Annotated in this window: 16 protein-coding genes and 2 pseudogenes; 8 read left to right on the top strand and 10 right to left on the bottom strand. The window is 66.0% G+C overall.

Annotated features, from left to right (window positions below; all coding sequences use genetic code 11):
- Positions 1-8: 8 nt before the first annotated feature.
- The 3 genes from FHU31_RS17800 to FHU31_RS17790 all read left to right on the top strand — a co-directional run bounded on the left by FHU31_RS17800 (position 9) and on the right by FHU31_RS17790 (position 3,926).
- Positions 9-1,328, top strand: coding sequence for a wax ester/triacylglycerol synthase domain-containing protein (locus FHU31_RS17800; protein ID WP_167160374.1), 1,320 nt, complete (start codon positions 9-11; stop codon positions 1,326-1,328).
- 193 nt (positions 1,329-1,521) lie between these two features.
- Positions 1,522-2,898, top strand: a complete 1,377-nt coding sequence (locus FHU31_RS17795) for an MprF family protein (RefSeq protein ID WP_234901514.1) — start codon at positions 1,522-1,524, stop codon at positions 2,896-2,898.
- A 128-nt stretch (positions 2,899-3,026) separates the two neighbouring features.
- Entirely contained in the window at positions 3,027-3,926 is a 900-nt protein-coding gene (locus FHU31_RS17790; RefSeq protein ID WP_167160372.1) for a universal stress protein, read from the top strand.
- A gap of 359 nt (positions 3,927-4,285) precedes the next feature.
- Here the strand turns inward: FHU31_RS17790 and FHU31_RS17785 are convergent.
- The 3 genes and pseudogenes from FHU31_RS17785 to FHU31_RS17775 form a co-directional block, all read right to left on the bottom strand.
- Positions 4,286-5,190 (bottom strand): annotated as a pseudogene (locus tag FHU31_RS17785) (universal stress protein).
- A 69-nt stretch (positions 5,191-5,259) separates the two neighbouring features.
- The gene (locus FHU31_RS17780; RefSeq protein ID WP_167160370.1) at positions 5,260-6,084 is read right to left on the bottom strand and encodes a universal stress protein; all 825 of its coding nucleotides are present in this window, start codon (positions 6,082-6,084) and stop codon (positions 5,260-5,262) included.
- Positions 6,085-6,222: 138 nt separating this feature from the next.
- Positions 6,223-6,654, bottom strand: a complete 432-nt coding sequence (locus tag FHU31_RS17775; protein WP_167160368.1) for an Hsp20/alpha crystallin family protein — start codon at positions 6,652-6,654, stop codon at positions 6,223-6,225.
- Positions 6,655-6,849: 195 nt separating this feature from the next.
- Here FHU31_RS17775 and FHU31_RS17770 point away from each other — a divergent pair, with 195 nt between their 5' ends.
- From FHU31_RS17770 to FHU31_RS17760, 3 genes are all read left to right on the top strand, one after another.
- Positions 6,850-7,632 (top strand): sigma 54 modulation/S30EA ribosomal C-terminal domain-containing protein, encoded by a 783-nt coding sequence (locus FHU31_RS17770; RefSeq protein WP_167160366.1) that lies wholly within the window; start codon positions 6,850-6,852, stop codon positions 7,630-7,632.
- Between the two features lie 124 nt (positions 7,633-7,756).
- Positions 7,757-9,808 carry an erythromycin esterase family protein gene (locus FHU31_RS17765; RefSeq protein ID WP_208410273.1) on the top strand — a complete coding sequence of 684 codons (2,052 nt, stop codon included), beginning with the start codon at positions 7,757-7,759 and terminating at the stop codon, positions 9,806-9,808.
- Entirely contained in the window at positions 9,805-10,800 is a 996-nt protein-coding gene (locus tag FHU31_RS17760) for a 1-phosphofructokinase family hexose kinase (RefSeq protein ID WP_167160362.1), read from the top strand. Before FHU31_RS17765 ends, FHU31_RS17760 begins: the two co-directional genes overlap by 4 nt.
- On the opposite strand, the gene FHU31_RS17755 is transcribed toward FHU31_RS17760, so the two are convergent.
- From FHU31_RS17755 to FHU31_RS17730, 6 genes and pseudogenes are all read right to left on the bottom strand, one after another.
- Entirely contained in the window at positions 10,763-11,116 is a 354-nt protein-coding gene (locus tag FHU31_RS17755; protein ID WP_167160361.1) for a hypothetical protein, read from the bottom strand. The genes FHU31_RS17760 and FHU31_RS17755 overlap by 38 nt on opposite strands.
- Positions 11,113-11,373, bottom strand: a complete 261-nt coding sequence (locus FHU31_RS17750) for an Rv2628 protein family (protein WP_167160359.1) — start codon at positions 11,371-11,373, stop codon at positions 11,113-11,115. The genes FHU31_RS17755 and FHU31_RS17750 overlap by 4 nt, the downstream gene beginning before the upstream one ends.
- A 189-nt stretch (positions 11,374-11,562) precedes the next feature.
- Positions 11,563-12,243, bottom strand: a pseudogene (locus FHU31_RS17745) (dienelactone hydrolase family protein); the annotation flags it as partial.
- A 17-nt stretch (positions 12,244-12,260) separates the two neighbouring features.
- A complete protein-coding gene (locus FHU31_RS17740) occupies positions 12,261-12,734 on the bottom strand; it encodes a DUF5709 domain-containing protein (RefSeq protein WP_167160355.1) in 474 nt (157 codons plus the stop codon).
- Positions 12,735-12,774: 40 nt separating this feature from the next.
- Positions 12,775-13,923, bottom strand: a complete 1,149-nt coding sequence (locus FHU31_RS17735) for an Rv2629 family ribosome hibernation factor (protein ID WP_167160353.1) — start codon at positions 13,921-13,923, stop codon at positions 12,775-12,777.
- Positions 13,913-14,347: a nitroreductase family deazaflavin-dependent oxidoreductase gene (locus FHU31_RS17730; protein WP_167160351.1), complete on the bottom strand. Its 435-nt coding sequence runs from the start codon at positions 14,345-14,347 to the stop codon at positions 13,913-13,915. Before FHU31_RS17730 ends, FHU31_RS17735 begins: the two co-directional genes overlap by 11 nt.
- Positions 14,348-14,529: 182 nt before the next feature.
- Between FHU31_RS17730 and FHU31_RS17725 the strand changes: the two genes are divergently transcribed.
- The gene (locus FHU31_RS17725) at positions 14,530-15,858 is read left to right on the top strand and encodes a phosphoribosyltransferase family protein (protein WP_167160349.1); all 1,329 of its coding nucleotides are present in this window, start codon (positions 14,530-14,532) and stop codon (positions 15,856-15,858) included.
- 79 nt (positions 15,859-15,937) lie between these two features.
- Positions 15,938-17,080 (top strand): site-2 protease family protein, encoded by a 1,143-nt coding sequence (locus FHU31_RS17720; protein WP_167160347.1) that lies wholly within the window; start codon positions 15,938-15,940, stop codon positions 17,078-17,080.
- Positions 17,081-17,154: 74 nt separating this feature from the next.
- On the opposite strand, the gene FHU31_RS17715 is transcribed toward FHU31_RS17720, so the two are convergent.
- The gene (locus tag FHU31_RS17715) at positions 17,155-17,589 is read right to left on the bottom strand and encodes a CBS domain-containing protein (RefSeq protein ID WP_167160345.1); all 435 of its coding nucleotides are present in this window, start codon (positions 17,587-17,589) and stop codon (positions 17,155-17,157) included.
- Positions 17,590-17,625 lie beyond the last annotated feature (36 nt).

The raw sequence follows: 17,625 nt of genomic DNA, 5'->3' as shown, positions 1-17,625 counted from the left end.
GACGCGTCATGGTTGCCTTCCTGAGGAGCAGCGACGCGTTCATCTGGTCGATCGGGACCGATGCACGATTCAGATCGACGATCGTGACGCTGATTCTGCTCGACAGCACACCGGACTTCGCCAGCGTGGCCGATCGGTTCGAGGCCATCAGCCGCATGGCGCCGATGTTCCGTAAGCGTGTGGTGCCGTCACCGTGGCCGGCACCACCACGCTGGGAACCCGATCCCGAGTTCGACCTGGCTTTCCATCTACGTCGGGTGGGCGCGCCCCGTTCGGGGGACCTCGACGGGGTCCTGGAGTTGGCGCGGCTCGCCGCGATGGCCGACTTCGACGCAGCTCATCCGCTGTGGGAGGCAACGCTCATCGAGGGAATGGCCGGTGGGGGAGCGGCCCTGCTCTGCCGGATGAACCATGCGCTGACCGACGGTGTCGGGGCGGTGGAGATCGGTCGGCTGCTGTTCGACGACCTGGCGCAGGGGCGGCCGCTGCCGACACCGAAGCAACCTGATCTGCTGCAGCTGACGCGGATGGCTGCAGGCGCACTGTTCGGCTCAATGCGCGCCGGGCCGGCACTTGTCGTCGAGGCGATGTTGCGGCCGGTGGCGACGTTCGGCATGGCGGGGGCGTTGACGGCCTCGGTATGGCGGACCACTCGTCCACGCCGCCGCAGATCACCGATGATGCAGAAACGCGGCAGCATTCGAGAGCTGGTCATGCATGAGGTGTCCAAGGACGCACTTCACCGGGCGGCGGAGATCGCCGGCGGCTCGCTCAATGACGCCTTCCTCGCAGCGGTCTCCGGCGGTCTCGGTCGCTACCACGCCGAACACGGGGTGTCCGTGGAGGAGTTGGTGGTGATGATGCCCATCAACCTTCGCACCAAAACCGACCAGGTCGGTGGCAACCGGACCACGCTGATGCGGTTCGCCGTCCCCACCGGTCCCGCCGATTCCGCGGTGCGCATCCGGAAGATCCATGAACTGACCGGCGCCCAACGGGCGGAGAAGACGGTGCCGGTCACACCCCTCATCGCCGGTGCGCTCAACCTCGTGCCTGACTGGTATACCCGGTCACTGTTTCAAAACGTCGACTTCCTGGCCAGCGATGTGCCCGGATTCCCCACGCCGGTCAGCCTGGCTGGTGCCGCGGTGCGCAGGCAGTACGCGTTCGCCCCGACGCTGGGTACGGCGGTCAACATCACCCTCTTGAGCTACGGTGACGTCTGCGCCTTCGGGATCAATGTCGACACCGCCGCCATCCCGGATGTCGCGGCCTTCCGCGACTGCCTGATCGAGAGTTTCGACGAGGTGCTCGCGCTCGATGCCTGACGATGTCGATACTCGGATCGTTGACATCGTCGGCTCTGGCCGGTGCGTCGTAGCACCGCCCCAGGGTGCACAGCGTCGAAGGTTCCCCGCGAACCCCGAAACGAGGACATTGGACTCTAGCGGGGTGTGTCTGCGGGCTGGCAGGCTCGCAGAATCGGGGGGTGAAAGTCATCCGAGGAATTCGGTGCTGCGTATGAACGAGGACTGCGTTACCGAGGTGACGACGCCGACCCGCTTCCCGACGGGGAGCGCACGGCGGCACACCTCCTGGGCCGGGGTTGCCCTTCTCGCCGTCTGTGCGGCCGCATTGTTGTTCGCTCTGCACCGTGCGGGTCAGACGGCTCGCGGAATCACCCGGATGGACGTCGTGGCCGTGTCCTCGGCGGCGGTCATCGTCGTCCACGGGCGCGTCCTCGGGCGCCCGTTCACCGCACTGCACGCGGGATTTGCCGGGGCACTGGTGCTCACCGGGGTGTTCATCGGCCTCAGCGGGCACCCCGGCGGTGCGATCCTGGGTGTCGTCGCGGCGGCGGTTGTCTTTGTGTGGCCCAGCGATTCCAGATATGAGCCGGCGGCACTGGAGGCGGTGTCGGTGCTCGTCGACCAGACGCGCGACGATCCGTTGGCTCCGTTTGCGATGGCGCCGGGGAAGAGCTACGTCTTCTCCGGAGACGGGGCTGCCGCAGTGGCGTACCGCGCAGTGGCGGGGTTCGCGGTCGTCAGCGGCGATCCGATCGGCGACCCGGCACGCTACGGCGAGGTGGTCGGTGATTTCGCCGCACTGTGCCGGGCCCACGGTTGGCGAATCGTGGTGCTGGGCGCCTCGGCGCACCAGGTGGGCATGTGGCAGAGCGACCTGGTCCCGGGTCCGCGCTTGCGGGCGATCTCCTTCGGTCGCGATGTCGTCGTCGATGTCGATCGGTTCGATCTGGTCGGCAGATCGAAGCGGAATCTGCGGCAGGCCGTCAACCGCAGCCATAACGCTCATGTGACCACAGAAGTACTGATGGAACGCGATCTGGATGACGCCCTGAAACGTGAACTACTCGAAGTGATCGACACATCGCACAAGAACACGCACCGGGGCTTCTCGATGATGCTCGGTCGTGCGCTGTCGGGCCGTTACCCGGGTGTGTTGCTGATCATCGCCCGTGGCAAGACCGGGCGAGTAGAGGCGTTTCAACGCTATGTCAGTGCGGGCAACGGGAGCGATCTGAGCCTGGATCTGCCCTGGCGGCGGCCGGACGCGCCGAACGGAGTCGATGAGCGGCTGGCCGTGGACATGATCGCCTGGGCAAAGGAGCATGGTTTCCAACGGGTTTCGCTGTCCTTCGCGCCGTTTCCCGACCTGTTCGCAAGTGCCTCCAGCAATGCGGCGCTGCGAATCCTCAGGCTGCTCGCCCATGCCGGTGATCGGGTCGTCAAGCTCGAATCGCTGTATCGCTACCTGCGAAAGTTCGACGCGATGTCGGAGCGCCGCTACGTGTTGCTTCCCTTGATCGGCGTTCTTCCCGCCGCGGCGGTCTTGCTGGCACTCGAATTCGCCCCGCACCGTGATCTGCGGGATTGAAGCGAGGACAACTGAACTGGGTGACCTTCGACTCTCGACGACGGTACCGCGGCTGATTCATGATGCGTTGGTGCTGTTGGTGATCGGCAGCAGACCGGGGAGCCCTGAATGTGTCGAAGGAGCGTGACATGAGCACCGATGCAGTATCGACGGGAAAGCCACTCGGCATCGTCGTGGCAGCCGACGGATCGCCCGCATCCCGAGTTGCCGTCGATTGGGCAGCTCGGGATGCCGAGCTGCGCGGGGCCACGCTCACGGTCGTACATGTGGTGCCGACCGGCACAATGGTCTCCTGGATGGACGTACCGATCTCGGAAGAGTACTGGGCAGAGCGTGATCGGCTCGCGGAGAAGGTCCTCACCGATGCAGTCGGCGTGGCTGCCGACGCCATCTCCGAGCACCCGGGTGTGGTCGTTCAGCGCCGGCTCCTGTCGGCTCCCGTGGTTCCTGCGCTGGTGGCGTTGTCCGCGGACGCCGATATGGTCGTGGTCGGTTGCCGCGGGCTCGGCGGAGTGGGCCGATTGCTCCTCGGGTCCGTCTCGTCCGGCCTGGTGCACGGGGCGCACTGTCCGGTAGCGGTCATCCGCGACGAGGACCCACTGATGCCCGACCCGGCACACGCGCCGGTGGTGGTGGGCATCGACGGTTCCCCGGCGTCCGAGTTGGCGACCGAGATCGCCTTCGAAGAGGCCACCCGGCGGGGTGTGGAGCTTGTCGCCGTGCACGTCTGGAGTGACCGCAGCGACGACCTGGCCACACCGTACTGGGGCGACCTGCAACGAACGGCCGAAGTCATGCTGGCCGGGCACCTCAAGGAGTGGACGAAGCGTTACCCGGAGGTGACGGTCCGCCCGGTGCTGGAGTGCAATCATCCCGCCCGACAGCTGCTCACCCACGCCGATAAGGCCCAGCTGCTCGTGGTCGGCAGCCATGGCCGCGGCGGCTTCGCCGGGATGTTGCTGGGATCGGTGAGTTCCGCGGTTGTCCACGCTGCCCGGATGCCGGTGATCGTCGCCCGAGCGGACTGACCACAGATTCGAACGTGCTTGTTGTAGAGGAATTTCGATGCCACCGTTCGGGGCGGATGACTCTGACCGCCGCATGCGGAACCGATCGACGGAGTGAGATGACTACGCGAGATCACGTCGCCGAACGGTCGGCGGCTCGCTGCATGTCACTCGTAGGCGCTCAGGGTGCGGTCGTCGTCGCCGAGCGGTATCGGGTCGATCAGCGCGGCCTGTGGCGGTGTGAGCGGTCCAGTCGAATCTCTCGTGGAAAGTGACCCCGTGGGCTCGGAGTGGGCATCTCGGAGTGGGCATGGAGCCGATCCGCCGCATTGCGTTGACGGTCCGCTTTCCGACCTGCCCCGGCACACTCTTCGATCCGGCTAGTCGTGGCGTGCCACGATCACCGGGGAGTGGATCTGATGGACCACCGATGAACTCACCGATCCCAGCAACATCCCGGCGAAGCCGCCGCGACCGTGGCTACCGACGATGACCAGCTGTGCTGATTCGGCCTGGGCAAGCAAATTCTGCACGGGTTGGTCCCGGACAACGACCCGCTGTACCACCACGTCGGGATAGCGTTCCTGCCATCCTGCCATCCGGCCAGACGTTCGGCCAGCGTTTCGTCGGCTTCCGTGGCAAAGGCCGACCACGGTAGCGGCATCACCTCCGGCCACTCGGTGTTGCTGAACGCGTGCAGGGCCACCAATTCGGCGTGGCGCCAGGAGGCCTCTTCGAACGCGAGTGCCGTGGCACGTTCGGAGGCCGGCGAACCGTCGATACCGACCACCACCGGACCATGGGTTTGTCCCTCGCTCAACGGACCGCGAATGATCGCGACCGGGCAGTGGGCGTGATGGACGAGGGCGGTGCTCACCGATCCGAGGAGTAGCCGCCCCACCGCACCCATTCCCCGACTGCCGAGCACGATCATCGTGGTCTGCTTGCTGAAGTCGATGAGGGTCGGGACCACCGCCGTCAACGGCACTTCGGTGCTGATGTCCAAGTCCGCGCCACCGACGCTGTCCCGTGCGATACGGACGGCGTCCGCGATGATCTTGTCAGCCTCATCCTGTTGCCAGGCCCCGAACTCCGCTGTGATCGGAGAACCGAACATTCCCGCGCCGTACCAGCCGTCGGTCAGCGGGCTGACGATGTTCACGATGCTCAGCTTCTGCTGGCGCAGAACCGCCTCGGCGGCGGCCCACCGCACGGCGTCGTCCGAACATCCCGAGCCGTCGACGGCGACCAATATTCCATTGTGGGGGGCGGTGGCGCTAGACATGTACGTTCTCCTTCGAGGTTGAAATCAGCTACTTGTGGGGTAGTGCGGGGGACGAGAGGGCACCGGTGATCATCGTGCGATCAGCACCGAACACCGGCCGTGCTCGACGAGCGAATGGCCTTGCGGTCCGACGATATTCGCCACCTGGTCGGCATCGTCGGCACCGATGACGGCCAGCTGTATGTGGCCGTCGGCGTTGTCGGCCAGAAACCTGGGCAGGTCGGCCCGGCTGGCAACCGGATAGGCGCGCACATCGGGATAGCGGCTCTGCCACTGCTGGACGCACCGTTCCAATTCGTCGTAGGGGGCTTCGCCGAAGTCCTCCTGCCACAAGCCCACGGCTATGAGCGCGCAGTGACGGAGTCTGGCTTCTTCCAGCGCCTGTTGGAACACACGGTCTTCGTGTCCCGCTCGTCGGAAGCCGACCACGATGACGCCACCTGTACGGATCGGAGGTGACCCTTCGCTGTGCCGGATGATCGCCACCGGGCAGTGTGCCTGCGCAGCAACTGATTCAGCTGTCGAACCGAGTACCTTGCTGGCCGCCCAACCGATGCCCTTCGATCCCATGCACACCAACGATGCGTTGGCGGATTCCGTGATCAACACCTTGTCCGGATGGCCCCGCAACACCGCGCCAGTGGCCGTGACAGGCTTGCCGGTGTTTCGCACGGCTTCCGTGGCGCGGTCGAGGGCACGTCGAGCGGAGTCGACCTCGGCCTGGGTGTCACTGTGCACGGTCCCGGGCCATCGCTCGTCGTTGATCACGTAGATCAGGCGCAGCGGCGCATGACGACCGGTGGCTTCGTCGACGGCCCACTGCGCCGCGTTCACCGCCGCGTCCGACCCATCGATCCCCACCACGACGGGTGGGATGTCGATCTCACCTTCCATCATGACCTCCTCGGTCCAACGGTGTGATCGGCCTTATCGGTCCCGGAAACGCTGATGCGAGAGGCCAACTCGGCGTGCAAGCGAAGGTCCGATATGTGGTCCCGGGAGGTGCGAACGAAACCCCAGGACCACGACCGGTTACTTCGCCGATTCGATTGTGACGTGCTTACCGGGTGCCTCGGCTTCGTTCACCGGAACCGACACGTTGAGGATCCCTTTGTCGTAGGTCGCCTTGATGCCTTCCTCGTCGGCTCCGGCGGGCAGGGTCACCGACCGCGTGAAGGAGCCGTACGCGAACTCCGAGCGGCCGTTGGATTCCTTCTTCTCGCTGCGCTCGGCCTTGATCGTCAGGATCCCGTTGCGGATGGTGATATCGACGTCCTTATCGGGATCGACGCCTGGAAGCTCGGCGCGCAGCTCGTATTTTCCGTCTTTGATGTCGTCCTCGACTTTGATCGGGTGGCCGATGAAGGTCGGGCGAAGGCTTGACCACGCCGGGAAGCCCGAAAGGAACTCCGAGATGTCCGGCCAGGTCGGCAGATGGCGCTGTGGGACAGCGACGTTGTTCATGCTGTTCTCCTCTGATCGAGTGTGGCCAGTGCTGTGCCACCACGAATTCGACCACCGACCGGCGAGGCGCACTAGGGGCTGAAGTCCCTGCCCTGGGGGCCGTTCGTCCGGCGTCTCTTACGCTGCGCGTCCGCTGCCAGACGGAGTGACCTTCGGCCCTAACGGTTGGTCGTCGCACGGCGTACCAACGAAGATATGACTGATGAGGTGCAGCCCGCACCCGCCTTCGCCGTCGAGGTCACCACGCACGGTGAGCTCCCGGATGCCGCTGGGTACGCACGCGCCAAAATCGGCAGTCTGGGCCAGCTTTTCGCGTCGCCCGCGTCCAGAGCGCACGTCAGCGTGACACGTCGCCGCGATCCGGCCGTCGAGCATCCGGTGGTCGCCCACGCGAATCTGGAGATCGACGGTCACGTGTTGACCGCGGAGGCAGAGGCAGATGCGGCGCGTGAGGCGGTCGACATGCTGGAGGCGCGGCTACGGCGACGTCTCGTGCATCATCTGGAGTGGAAGAGCCGCCAGCACCGCCCGGGTCTGGCGCCACCCTGGCGCAGCCCGCAGGTCGATGGGGCCGGGGTACCGGAGGAATCCGGACACCTTGTTCGGCGCAAGTCGTTCTCGACCGTGCCGTGCTCGGTGGACGTGGCGATCGCCGAACTGGAACTGTTCGGCTACGACTTCCATCTTTTCCGCGAGATCGGTTCGGGTGCAGCCGCCGTCGTGTATCGGGGCGGACCAACCGGGTATCGGCTCGCCCTGGTGGCCCCGGCACTCGCACCCCAGGTGGCTCCCTTCGAACGACTGGTGACCGTCAGTCCGCATCCGCTGCCCTGCCTGACCGAGGACCAGGCTCTGGAGCGGCTGGCCCTGCTCGGAACCCCTTTCCTGTTCTTCGTCGAAGCCAGCGAAGGCCGGGCCGGTGTGCTGTATCGGCGCCTCGACGGCGACTTCGGACTGATCACGCCCGCGGCGGCGTAGGTGGTGGGGTCGTTATTCGTGCAAGTAGGGACTTTGTGCCACAGCCGTCGCCAGGGCGTGCTGCATACAGTCACCCCATATGCACCGACGGAGAAGACGAGAAGACAAGGAAACGGAGTCACTCATGACCACAGCGCGACGGACTGTAGGTGCAGGTCAGCCGAGACGAATGTTCCGCGATCGCCGGGAGGCCGGCCGTGTCCTGGCCAGCCTGCTGGGCGGCTACCGCGGTAAGTCGGGTGTCGTGGTGCTCGGGTTGGCCCGTGGCGGCATTCCGGTGGCGTGGGAAGTGGCTGCGGCGCTGGGAGTTCCGCTGGATGCCTTCATCGTTCGCAAACTCGGTGCGCCCGGGCACAGCGAGTTCGCGATGGGCGCGCTGGCCAGTGGTGGGCGGGTGGTCGTCAACGATGACGTCATCCGGGCGTTGCGGGTGACGCCGCAGCAGCTGCGTGACACCACCGAACGTGAGGCCCGCGAACTCAGCCGGCGTGAGGCGGCGTACCGGGCTGGCCGTCCACCGGTTGAGCTTGCGGGCAAGACTGTCATCCTGGTCGACGACGGCCTGGCCACCGGTGCCAGCATGCTGGCGGCGGTTCAAGCGCTACGGGATATGGACCCGGCCGAGATCGTGGTGGCCGTACCTGCGGCACCGGAGTCGACATGTCGGGAATTCGAAGCGATCGTCGAGGATGTCGTCTGCGCCTCGATGCCCACACCGTTCCTTGCGGTGGGGGAGTCATTCTGGGATTTCGCCCAAGTCACCGATGCCGAGGTGAGCGAACTGCTGGCCACACCGACTGTCGGTATCGCCACCGCGCGACTCCGCCTCGCCGAATCGCCCGCCGAGGTCATCGCCCGTTGCGCGGTCGATGCGCCATCAGGTGTGCCCCCGAAGGAGGCGCTCGACGAGATCATCGGTGACGCACGGGTCGTGCTGATCGGTGAGAGTTCGCACGGCACGGCCGAGTTTTATCAGGCCCGCGCGGAGATCACGAAGTGGTTGATCGAAGAGAAGGGTTTCTGCGCCGTGGCGGCGGAAGCCGACTGGCCCGACGCATATCGGGTGAATCGGTATGTCCGGGGCCAGGGCACCGATGGCTCGGCCGATGAGGCTTTGCGCGGTTTCGAGCGCTTCCCGTCCTGGATGTGGCGCAACACCGTGGTGCGTGACTTTGTGGGGTGGTTGCGCGCACACAACGCCTCGCGGCGCGCGGAGAATGACCGTGAGACCGGCTTCTACGGCCTGGATCTCTACAGCCTGCACCGTTCGATGCAGGAGGTGGTCGACTATCTGGACAATGTGGATCCCGTTGCCGCGCAACGAGCGCGAGAGCGCTATGCCTGCTTTGATCGTACGTCGTCGTCCGACGACGGCCAGTCCTACGGGTATGCCGCGGCTTTCGGCGCCGGAATGTCCTGTGAACGGCAGGTGGTCGACCAGCTGGTGGATCTGCAGCGCAATGGGCTGCAGTATGCGCGCCGCGACGGACTCCTCGCCGAGGACGACCTGTTCTACGCGCAGCAGAACGCGCTGACCGTGCGCAATGCGGAAAAGTACTACCGGGCGATGTTCGGCAGCCGGGTCACCTCCTGGAATCTGCGAGATCAACACATGTTCCAGACCTTGACAGCCCTGCGCGCGCATCTTGGGCGCAGCGCAGAAGGGGAACCGACACGGATTGTGGTGTGGGCGCACAATTCTCATGTCGGTGACGCACGGGCCACCGAGGTGGGTATCGACGGGCAGCTGACCCTGGGCCAGTTGGTCCGGGAAGGATATGGCGAGCAGGCACGGCTGATCGGATTCACGACATACTCCGGCACGGTCACCGCTGCCACCGAGTGGGGTGGTGTAGCAGAGCGAAAGGTGGTCCGGCCGGCGCTCAACGGCAGTGTCGAAGAACTTCTGCACGAGGTCGACCGGCCGGAGTTCCTGGTGTCCGCGGATATCAGCCGGGATGCCGAGGAGCCGCTGGACACCGTCCGCCTGGGCCGAGCGATCGGGGTCATCTACCTGCCCGCCACCGAACGGCAGAGTCACTACTACCACGTCCGGCCGGGGGACCAGTTCGACGCGATCATCCACCTCGACCGGACCACTGCGCTGGAACCTCTGGAACTCACCAGCACCTGGGTTGCCGGCCAGACTCCGGAAACCTACCCCACGGGCCTGTGAGCGGCTCCGCGATCGTCACCTTGACGGTGAATCCTGCACTCGATGTCACCGTCGACGCTGACCACGTCCAACCCACCGACAAGATCCGTTGTCGTGCAGTCAGATATGACGCAGGCGGCGGGGGCGTGAACGTCGCCAGGTTCGTGCACGCGCTGGGTGTCCCCGTATCGGCCGTGTTCACCGCCGGCGGCCCCACGGGAGCGCATGTGGTGGCACTCATCGACGACTCGGAAGTCCCCAGCCTGCCGATCACGGTCAGTGGTCACACCAGACAGAGCCTGACCGTGAACGAGTGTGCGACGGGTAGGCAGTATCGCTTTGTACTTCCCGGACCCGCCCTGACGCCGGAGGAACAGATCCGTTGTCTCGATGTGCTGAAGGACGCCGCAGGGTCAGCGGGGTATGTCGTCGCCAGTGGAAGCCTGCCGCCGGGTGTTCGGCCCGATTTCTATCAGCAGGTCGCCGACATCTGCGGGCAGCGGGGCGCACGGCTGATCCTGGACACCTCCGGCGGGGGATTGGCGCACATAAGTTCGGGTGTATTCATGTTGAAGCCGAGCCTACGAGAGTTACGCGAGTGTGTCGGGCGTCCCCTCCTCACGGAGGTCGAGCAAACGACGGCGGCTCGTGAACTCATCGACCGCGGTGTCGCAGAAATGGTCGTGGTCTCTCTCGGCGCCGAAGGCGCCCTCCTGGTCACGGCGCGGTCCAGCCATCGTTACGCGGCCATCGACGTGCCCTCGGTCAGCGGTGTCGGTGCCGGGGACGCCATGGTCGCCGGCATCGTCGTGGGGCTGTCGCGGGCGTGGCCGGTACCTGTTGCAGTGCGGTACGGGATCGCCACAGCGACTGCGAAGCTCCAGACGCCGGGGACCTCGGCATTCGTCCGGAGCGATGTCGACGGCTATTTCGACGGCTATTTCGACGGCGTCGACACCGAGGGGACAGTCGACGCTAAAGGGACAGCGGTGCGCCCAGTCCGATCGCGGTGAGCGCGGCCAACAAGGTGGCTGGACCGTCGCGACGCATTCGTTGGCTGCCGGCGACGCGCAGGGACTCGACCAGGTGATCGTCGCACGACCTGAGCAGGATGTCGGGGGAACCGATGAGCCGTACCAGCACATCGCGGCTCAGGCCGGTCGTGGTGGCCAGCGCCTGCCACGATAGCGGGACTCCCTGAGCCCCGATCTGTCCTATGGCCGTATCGCGGATGCGGCGGCGCAGCTCGTCGTCGGCGAGGATGGTGGCACAGTGCTCACCGGCACCCTGTAGGTGCGGATCTGCGGCTGCCGAGGTCGAGTGGTTCATGCGGCCACCGTCACATCGATCGACAAGGCGTCGGCGATCGCATGAGCGGCAGCCCAATCACCCTGGCGTACCGTACGAGTGAGGTCCTCGACGAGGCTGCTGTGTGCCCCGAGCTGGGCCAGCCAGTTCGACACCGTCGCGGTGAGTTGGTCGGCCGCCACGCAGACGCAGCGTTCGTGATGCAAACGGTCGGTGACGACATACCGTGCGGTCACCGTGTTCACCTGCCGACGCCGGTAGTTGTTCAGTGTTTTCATCGTTGGCTCCTGGGTGAGTCCGTTGTATCGATCACACCACTGCACGCCGGCGCGCGCTAAGGCCGAAATTCACGTATTGCGAGTGTCTTTGGTCCACATTCGCGAGTGCACACCCGGATGCGAGGGTAGGGACTTCATACCCTCGCGGCGAGGTGATCGGTGCGGTCACCATCGGCTGGACCGGATCGATTATGGTGCGTCGGGTCGGCCGGTCACGTGCCGGGTGAACCAATCCCGTGCCTGCGCGGCCGCCTGCTCCAAGGTGCCGGCCTCCTCGAAAAGGTGCGTCGCACCGTCGATCACCGATATCGTGCATTCGGCGGTCATCGCCGCCTTGGCCTGCCGATTCAGTTCCAGCACCTGCTCGTCCCGTCCGCCGACGATCAGCAGGGTCGGCGCGGTCACGTCGGCAAGCCGGGTGCCCGCAAGATCGGGACGACCACCTCGCGAGACCACTGCTGCGATCTCGACCCGTTCGTCCGCAGCCGCGGCCAGAGCCGCTCCGGCTCCGGTGCTGGCGCCGAAGTACCCGACGGGCAGTCCCGCGGTGCCGGGACGGCGGGCGAGCCACCCGGTGACGTCGACCAGCCGGTTCGCCAACAGCCCGATATCGAACACAGTGGCGCGGTTGGCTTCCTCCTCCGGTGTGAGCAGGTCGAACAGCAATGTGGCGAAGCCCGCCTTGTTGAGGACGGAGGCCACATACCTGTTACGCACGCTGAAGCGGCTACTGCCGCTGCCGTGAGCGAATATCACCGCACCGCATGGGTGGGGCGGCAACGTGAGAGTGCCTGCCACAGTGACGGAGCCAGTCGTCACCTGTACCGGCACCTCGACACAGACCCCCGCTGCGTCGGTTCCTCCGGTATCAGTCATCGTCGAGCCGTTCAGTCCTCGGCTGTGGGTTCCTGGAAGTCGTCGATGATGTGCACCGCGGCCTCCTCGGCAGACGCTGCCCCTCCACTGAATCCGACATCCTGCGCGATCAACTGCGCTTCTTCGTCGCAGCCGAAACCCTCGTCCGGTGCGACAAGTCGGCCTGCGCGCGCCTGTCCCACCTCGTGCTGCAGGGGGAACTCGGCTTCCTGTTCGGCGGCGTCCGAGCGACACAGTTCAGCATCGTCGAGGAGCACGTTGAGCCGTGCCGCCGGATCGGGCTCTTCCTCGGCGAGGAGCTGGTCCATGGTCTCTGGCGGGCCGTATGCGCCCAGCCCGAGCGGTCGATCCGGTGGTGAGTACCCCTCGTCGAGGACGTCCTGGACACCCCGGTCGACCAGCGTGTCTTCCGGCTGGAGTTGATCCTCCGTCTCGAGCGCGTACTGGCCCGGCGCCGGGCCGGTGGCGAAATGCGAGTTGTCCATTTTTCCCTGCCTGTTCGAGTGATCGTCTGGTGCGGTGGGCTCACGCCTCCGAGGACTGTGGTTGGCGCACCGCTGCGGCCGCGACAGTGCTGCTGACCGGATACCGCCGCATCGCTGCGATCCCGTCCGCCAGTGCGACCTCGTCACCTGCGCGCACCACCGATGCGTCGGTCGCGACGGCCACGAACGGCAGCACCTCGTCGGCCGGCGCGATCCGGCATGGCGCCTCGCCGGACTCGGACAGCGAATCGGCATCCGCAGCGACGGTGGTCCGGTCCTGGCCCGAGACGACGGTGGCACTGCCCAGCGGGCCGACGATCAACGTGTCTACCGCGCCGTCTCGCAACGCCGCGCACACCGCCGGCAAGCCTTGCACGGCCAAACCCGAACCTCGGGCATCCTCGGCCTGGAAGCGGTCCAGGACCGCCTCGGTCGCGGTGTGTTGACGGCGTGCCAATTCGGCGGCGATCGCGTCAGCCAGCTCCGATTCGGTGGCCCGGCAGCCTTGCGCTCCAGCCGGCAGCGCAACCGCGGGGGCGCCGATATGCGCCGGCAATGCCGAAATGACGTCAGTTCGGGCACGTACCTCGCCGCTCACGAATACCATTTCCGCGCCGCTCGTGGTGACCAGTTCGGTGATGCGGTCTGCCACCGACCGGACGTTCATACGCACCGCTTCCTCGGTGGAGCGTTCGACGTCGCCGTAACCGTGCCAGCCGGCCGCAGCGGGTTTGTGCACCGGATAGCCCGGACCTTCAATGGTTTCGGTATGGACGTTCTGCCGGTCGTGCACGGTGAGATCTGCGCCGAGATGGTCCACCGAGGCAACGACGTAGGTCGGGTGCGACACCGTGAGTCCCAGCAGGGGGAGAAGGTAGGGGTAATCCGAGACGCGGACCACGGTCGCCGGCGGCGCGTGGTCGAGCTGCTCGTTGACAAGCACCGCGTCCGGCCCGGCGATCACCAGGCGACCTTTCCGCCCGACCACAGGTGTGCTGTGCAGAACGGCGCGCTTCAACGCCGCGATGACGTCGTCGGCGACGTCCCGGTCCTCCAACTGCCTACCGATGCCAGTCCAGCGAGCTTCCGCCTGCTCGACAGCGTCATGGGTGTCGTGGCTGTCGTCGACGAGTAGTGACACGAACGGTCCGGGAGCATCGGCGAGCGAGCGAACAGCATCAGTCTTCATGGCCAGATTCCTCAGGGGTGTCAGTCGCCAGGTCGAACTCGGCGAAATGGTCGATACCGAAGCGGGCGAATTCCCGAAATCTCCGGGCGGGCAGCAATGTCGCTGCATCGGCTGCCTCGATGATCCGGGGGTTGACCACATCGAAGCGTTCGCCGCCGGTGGTGATGGTGGCCTTGCCGGCCTTGCGAGCGTTGCGCAGCCAGTCGGTATCCGCGCCATAGGGCAACGGAGTGACGATGTGGTCGGCCACCCGCACGGCGACGACCGGAGTCTGGTGAACTTGCCCGGTGCGGCGGCCGGTATGCCGAATCACGCCCGCATACCAGTGCTTACGTCCTGCCAGGTGCAGCATCAGCGGATTCAGCACGTGTTTGTTGAACTTGCGCACCCCGTCGTTGACCGGGTTGGCGGCGTTCTTCGGCATTCCTCGATGCTCGTCGAGCACGGCCCGTGCGGGGCAGGGTATAGAGCACGCAGGTGCGAGGACTAAAGGCCTCTGTTGCGCCGAGGTGACCGTTGTTCCGCGCCTGAACCAGGGACCATCGTCCCTTCGGTCGGCGACCAAGTACCACTTCGCCATACCGCCGTGGTCGACAGAATCTGTCTATGAAGGTGTTCACCGACCGGTTCGGCGCTGGACTCGAACTCGCCCCGCATCTGGAATCGCTCGCCGGTCAGGACGTCGTCGTCCTCGGCTTGCCGCGCGGTGGTATGCCGGTGGCCTTCGAGGTCGCCGAACGGCTGGAAGCACCGCTGGACATCCTCCTGGTTCGTCAGCTCCCGGTGCCGGGCCGGCCCGGACTGTCGTTCGGGACGATCGGCGAGGGCGGGGCGCGGCTCATCGACGACGCGATCGTGCAGGAGTGGCACCTCGGGCAGGACGAGATCGCGCAGATCGAAGCCAGGCAGCGGTCGGATCTGCGGCGGCGCGCGAAACGGCTGAGGGGCGACCGTGACCGGATCTCGTTGACGGGCCGCGTCGCCGTGATCGTCGATGACGGCATGTCCCTCAGTACGACCGCCAAAGCGGCATGCCGGATCGCCCGCGCACGCGGCGCTCGGAAGGTGATCGTCGCGGCCCCGACGGCACCGGGCGACGTCAAGACGATGTTGGCGGGATACGCGGACGACGTGGTCTGCGTGGACATCCCGGCGCCGACCTCTTCGCTGCGACGGGAGTATCGGCATCTACCGCCGGTGTCCGACAGCGAAGTGGCAACGCTGCTGCGCCGCGCCGGCCGTACTGAGGCAGCCGGCGAGCCCGACACGCTGATGGATGTGCTCCTCCGCGACGAGGAAGTTCAGGTGAGCGCGGCCGACAATGCAGCGGTGACCGGTATCTTCACCGTTCCCGAACACGCCACGGGTGTCGTGGTCTTCGCGCATGGCAGCAGCAGCAGTCGGCACAGCCCACGCAACCGCCTGGTGGCGCGGGTGCTGAACCACGCCGGGCTGGCCACATTGATCTCCGATCTCCTCACCCCGGAGGAAGCGCGCAACCGTGCCCACGTGTTCGACGTCGATCTGCTGGCTCGTCGACTGATCGACGTCACCCGTTGGCTGGGCGAGCAATCCGATACTGCATCGCTGCCGGTGGGCTATTTCGGCACCAACACAGGGGCAGCTGCTGCGCTCGCCGCCGCCGCAGACCCGCGGGCGAAGGTCGATGCGGTGGTGTCGCGAGGCGGCCGCCCCGATCTCGCCGATGATGCGCTGACGCGGGTCGTCGCCCCGACACAACTGATCGTCGGTGGACGGGATCACGTCGTGTTGAAACTCAACAAGATCGCGCGCGCCGCGATGCCCGGCACGTGTGAAATCGCCGTCGTTCCCGGGGCCACCCACGTGTTCGAGGAGCCGGGGACACTCGAAGAGGTCGCGGAGTTGGCGCGCGACTGGTTCATCGACCACCTCGGCGACCCTCCGGACATGTAAATCGGGTTCCGTCACGGTCTGCAATGGCAGGTTGTGGCGCGCAAAGCCGTTGTGGAGCAACGGTATTGGGGAAGAGGATATGGATACGATCCCGATCGGACGGATCGCCGGATTCGCGGTACGGATCAATTGGAGCGTGCTGGTCATCCTCTGGTTGTTCACGTGGAGTCTGGCATCCACACTGCCCGGTGCGGCGCCTGGTTATCCGCAAACCGCCTACTGGGTGGCCGGGATCTGTGGCGCGCTGATCTTGCTCGGGTCCCTCCTTGCCCACGAGTTGACGCATGCGGTTCTCGCACGTCGCGCCGGCGTGACGGTGTCCGATGTGACGCTGTGGCTGTTCGGTGGCGTCACTCGTCTGGGCGGTGACGCGAAGACTCCGAAAGAGGCGTTTCGCATCGCGGTGTCGGGCCCCTTGACGAGTCTGGCGATCGCCGTGGTGTTCGGGGTGACGGGATACGGTCTCGGCGCGCTGGGCGCTGCGCCCATCCTGGTGGGGGTCGCGTCGTGGCTTGCGGGCATCAACCTGATGCTCGGTCTGTTCAATCTGCTGCCTGGCGCACCACTGGACGGCGGACGAGTGCTGCGGGCCTACCTCTGGCGTCGCTACGGCGATCCGGTACGGGCGGGTGTGGGTGCCGCACGCGTGGGGCGCGTTCTGGCATTCGTCCTGATCGCACTGGGACTGGGTGAATTCCTGGCCGGCGCAACGGTGGGCGGCGTGTGGCTGGTGTTTCTCGGATGGTTCATCTTCGCCGCATCTCGTGAGGAGGAGGCGCAGGTGAGGACACAACACGCCTTCGACACGGTGCGGGTCGCCGACGTGATGACTGCCCACCCACATACGGCCCCCGGTGACATCACCGTGGAGGAGTTCATTGCGCGGTACCTGCTGGGAGACCGCCACTCGGCCTACCCGGTCACCGATCGCGACGGGTCGGTCATCGGGCTGATCAGCCTGTCGGTGTTGCGTCGCATCGCACCGGGCCGGCGTACCGCGACGTTGGTGCGCGAAGCGGCGATGCCACTGTCCGCGGTGACCACGACCACGCCGGACGAATCGGTCACGGCGCTGCTGCAGCGCCTGGCAGCGAAGTCCGAACACCGCGCCCTGGTCGTCGATTCGGTCGGTTCAGGAGGGGTCGTCGGCATCGTCACCGCCAGCGATCTGACCCGGCTCATCGAGGTCTATCAGCTCGCGGGCGCCGGGCAACTGGGCTAGGCGTCGAGATGCTCGAAAGGGTTATTTCACAAGCTCGTTCGGTCTGACTTCGCCGTGCGTCCCGCGTGTGTCCCTCAGCGGTTCACACTGGCCTGCTGGGCGCAGATCGCTTTGACGAAACCAGCGGTGGCCTGCTCGGGCAGATGGCCGGCGATATCGGCCTCGCTCACGATGCCGACCAGGTGATGTTCGTCGAGCACCAGCAGGCGCCGGATCCGGTGTTCTGCCATGACATCGACCATCTGCTGGACGCTGGCATCTGCCCCGACGTGGTGGATCGTGCCCTGGGCCAGCTCGCCGGCTGTTGTCGTGTTCGGATCACTGCCAGTAGCAAGGCATTTCACCACGATATCGCGGTCGGTGAGCATGCCGCACACGCGTCCGTCGTCCCCGGTGATCGGCAGTGCGCCGATGCCGAGTTCGGCCATGTGCTGTGCTGCGGCGGCCAGCGTCTGGTGTTCGCCGATACAGGTCACTCCCGTGCGCATGATCTCTCGGGCGGTTTTCATCGCGTTCTCCTTTGCTGCGAATGGGCCCTTCCGGCC

Source organism: Mycolicibacterium fluoranthenivorans, assembly GCF_011758805.1.
In the GTDB taxonomy this organism is placed as follows: domain Bacteria; phylum Actinomycetota; class Actinomycetes; order Mycobacteriales; family Mycobacteriaceae; genus Mycobacterium; species Mycobacterium fluoranthenivorans.
Note: the sequence above shows the minus strand (reverse complement) of the source record. Positions and strands in the feature narration are given on the sequence as shown.

Coding starts and splice junctions, on each gene's coding strand:
- FHU31_RS17800 (WP_167160374.1), top strand. CDS start 9: ATGGTTGCCTTCCTGAGGAGCAGCGACGCGTTCATCTGGTCGATCGGG.
- FHU31_RS17795 (WP_234901514.1), top strand. CDS start 1,522: ATGAACGAGGACTGCGTTACCGAGGTGACGACGCCGACCCGCTTCCCG.
- FHU31_RS17790 (WP_167160372.1), top strand. CDS start 3,027: ATGAGCACCGATGCAGTATCGACGGGAAAGCCACTCGGCATCGTCGTG.
- FHU31_RS17780 (WP_167160370.1), bottom strand. CDS start 6,084: ATGGAAGGTGAGATCGACATCCCACCCGTCGTGGTGGGGATCGATGGG.
- FHU31_RS17775 (WP_167160368.1), bottom strand. CDS start 6,654: ATGAACAACGTCGCTGTCCCACAGCGCCATCTGCCGACCTGGCCGGAC.
- FHU31_RS17770 (WP_167160366.1), top strand. CDS start 6,850: ATGACTGATGAGGTGCAGCCCGCACCCGCCTTCGCCGTCGAGGTCACC.
- FHU31_RS17765 (WP_208410273.1), top strand. CDS start 7,757: ATGACCACAGCGCGACGGACTGTAGGTGCAGGTCAGCCGAGACGAATG.
- FHU31_RS17755 (WP_167160361.1), bottom strand. CDS start 11,116: ATGAACCACTCGACCTCGGCAGCCGCAGATCCGCACCTACAGGGTGCC.
- FHU31_RS17750 (WP_167160359.1), bottom strand. CDS start 11,373: ATGAAAACACTGAACAACTACCGGCGTCGGCAGGTGAACACGGTGACC.
- FHU31_RS17740 (WP_167160355.1), bottom strand. CDS start 12,734: ATGGACAACTCGCATTTCGCCACCGGCCCGGCGCCGGGCCAGTACGCG.
- FHU31_RS17735 (WP_167160353.1), bottom strand. CDS start 13,923: ATGAAGACTGATGCTGTTCGCTCGCTCGCCGATGCTCCCGGACCGTTC.
- FHU31_RS17730 (WP_167160351.1), bottom strand. CDS start 14,347: ATGCCGAAGAACGCCGCCAACCCGGTCAACGACGGGGTGCGCAAGTTC.
- FHU31_RS17725 (WP_167160349.1), top strand. CDS start 14,530: ATGAAGGTGTTCACCGACCGGTTCGGCGCTGGACTCGAACTCGCCCCG.
- FHU31_RS17720 (WP_167160347.1), top strand. CDS start 15,938: ATGGATACGATCCCGATCGGACGGATCGCCGGATTCGCGGTACGGATC.
- FHU31_RS17715 (WP_167160345.1), bottom strand. CDS start 17,589: ATGAAAACCGCCCGAGAGATCATGCGCACGGGAGTGACCTGTATCGGC.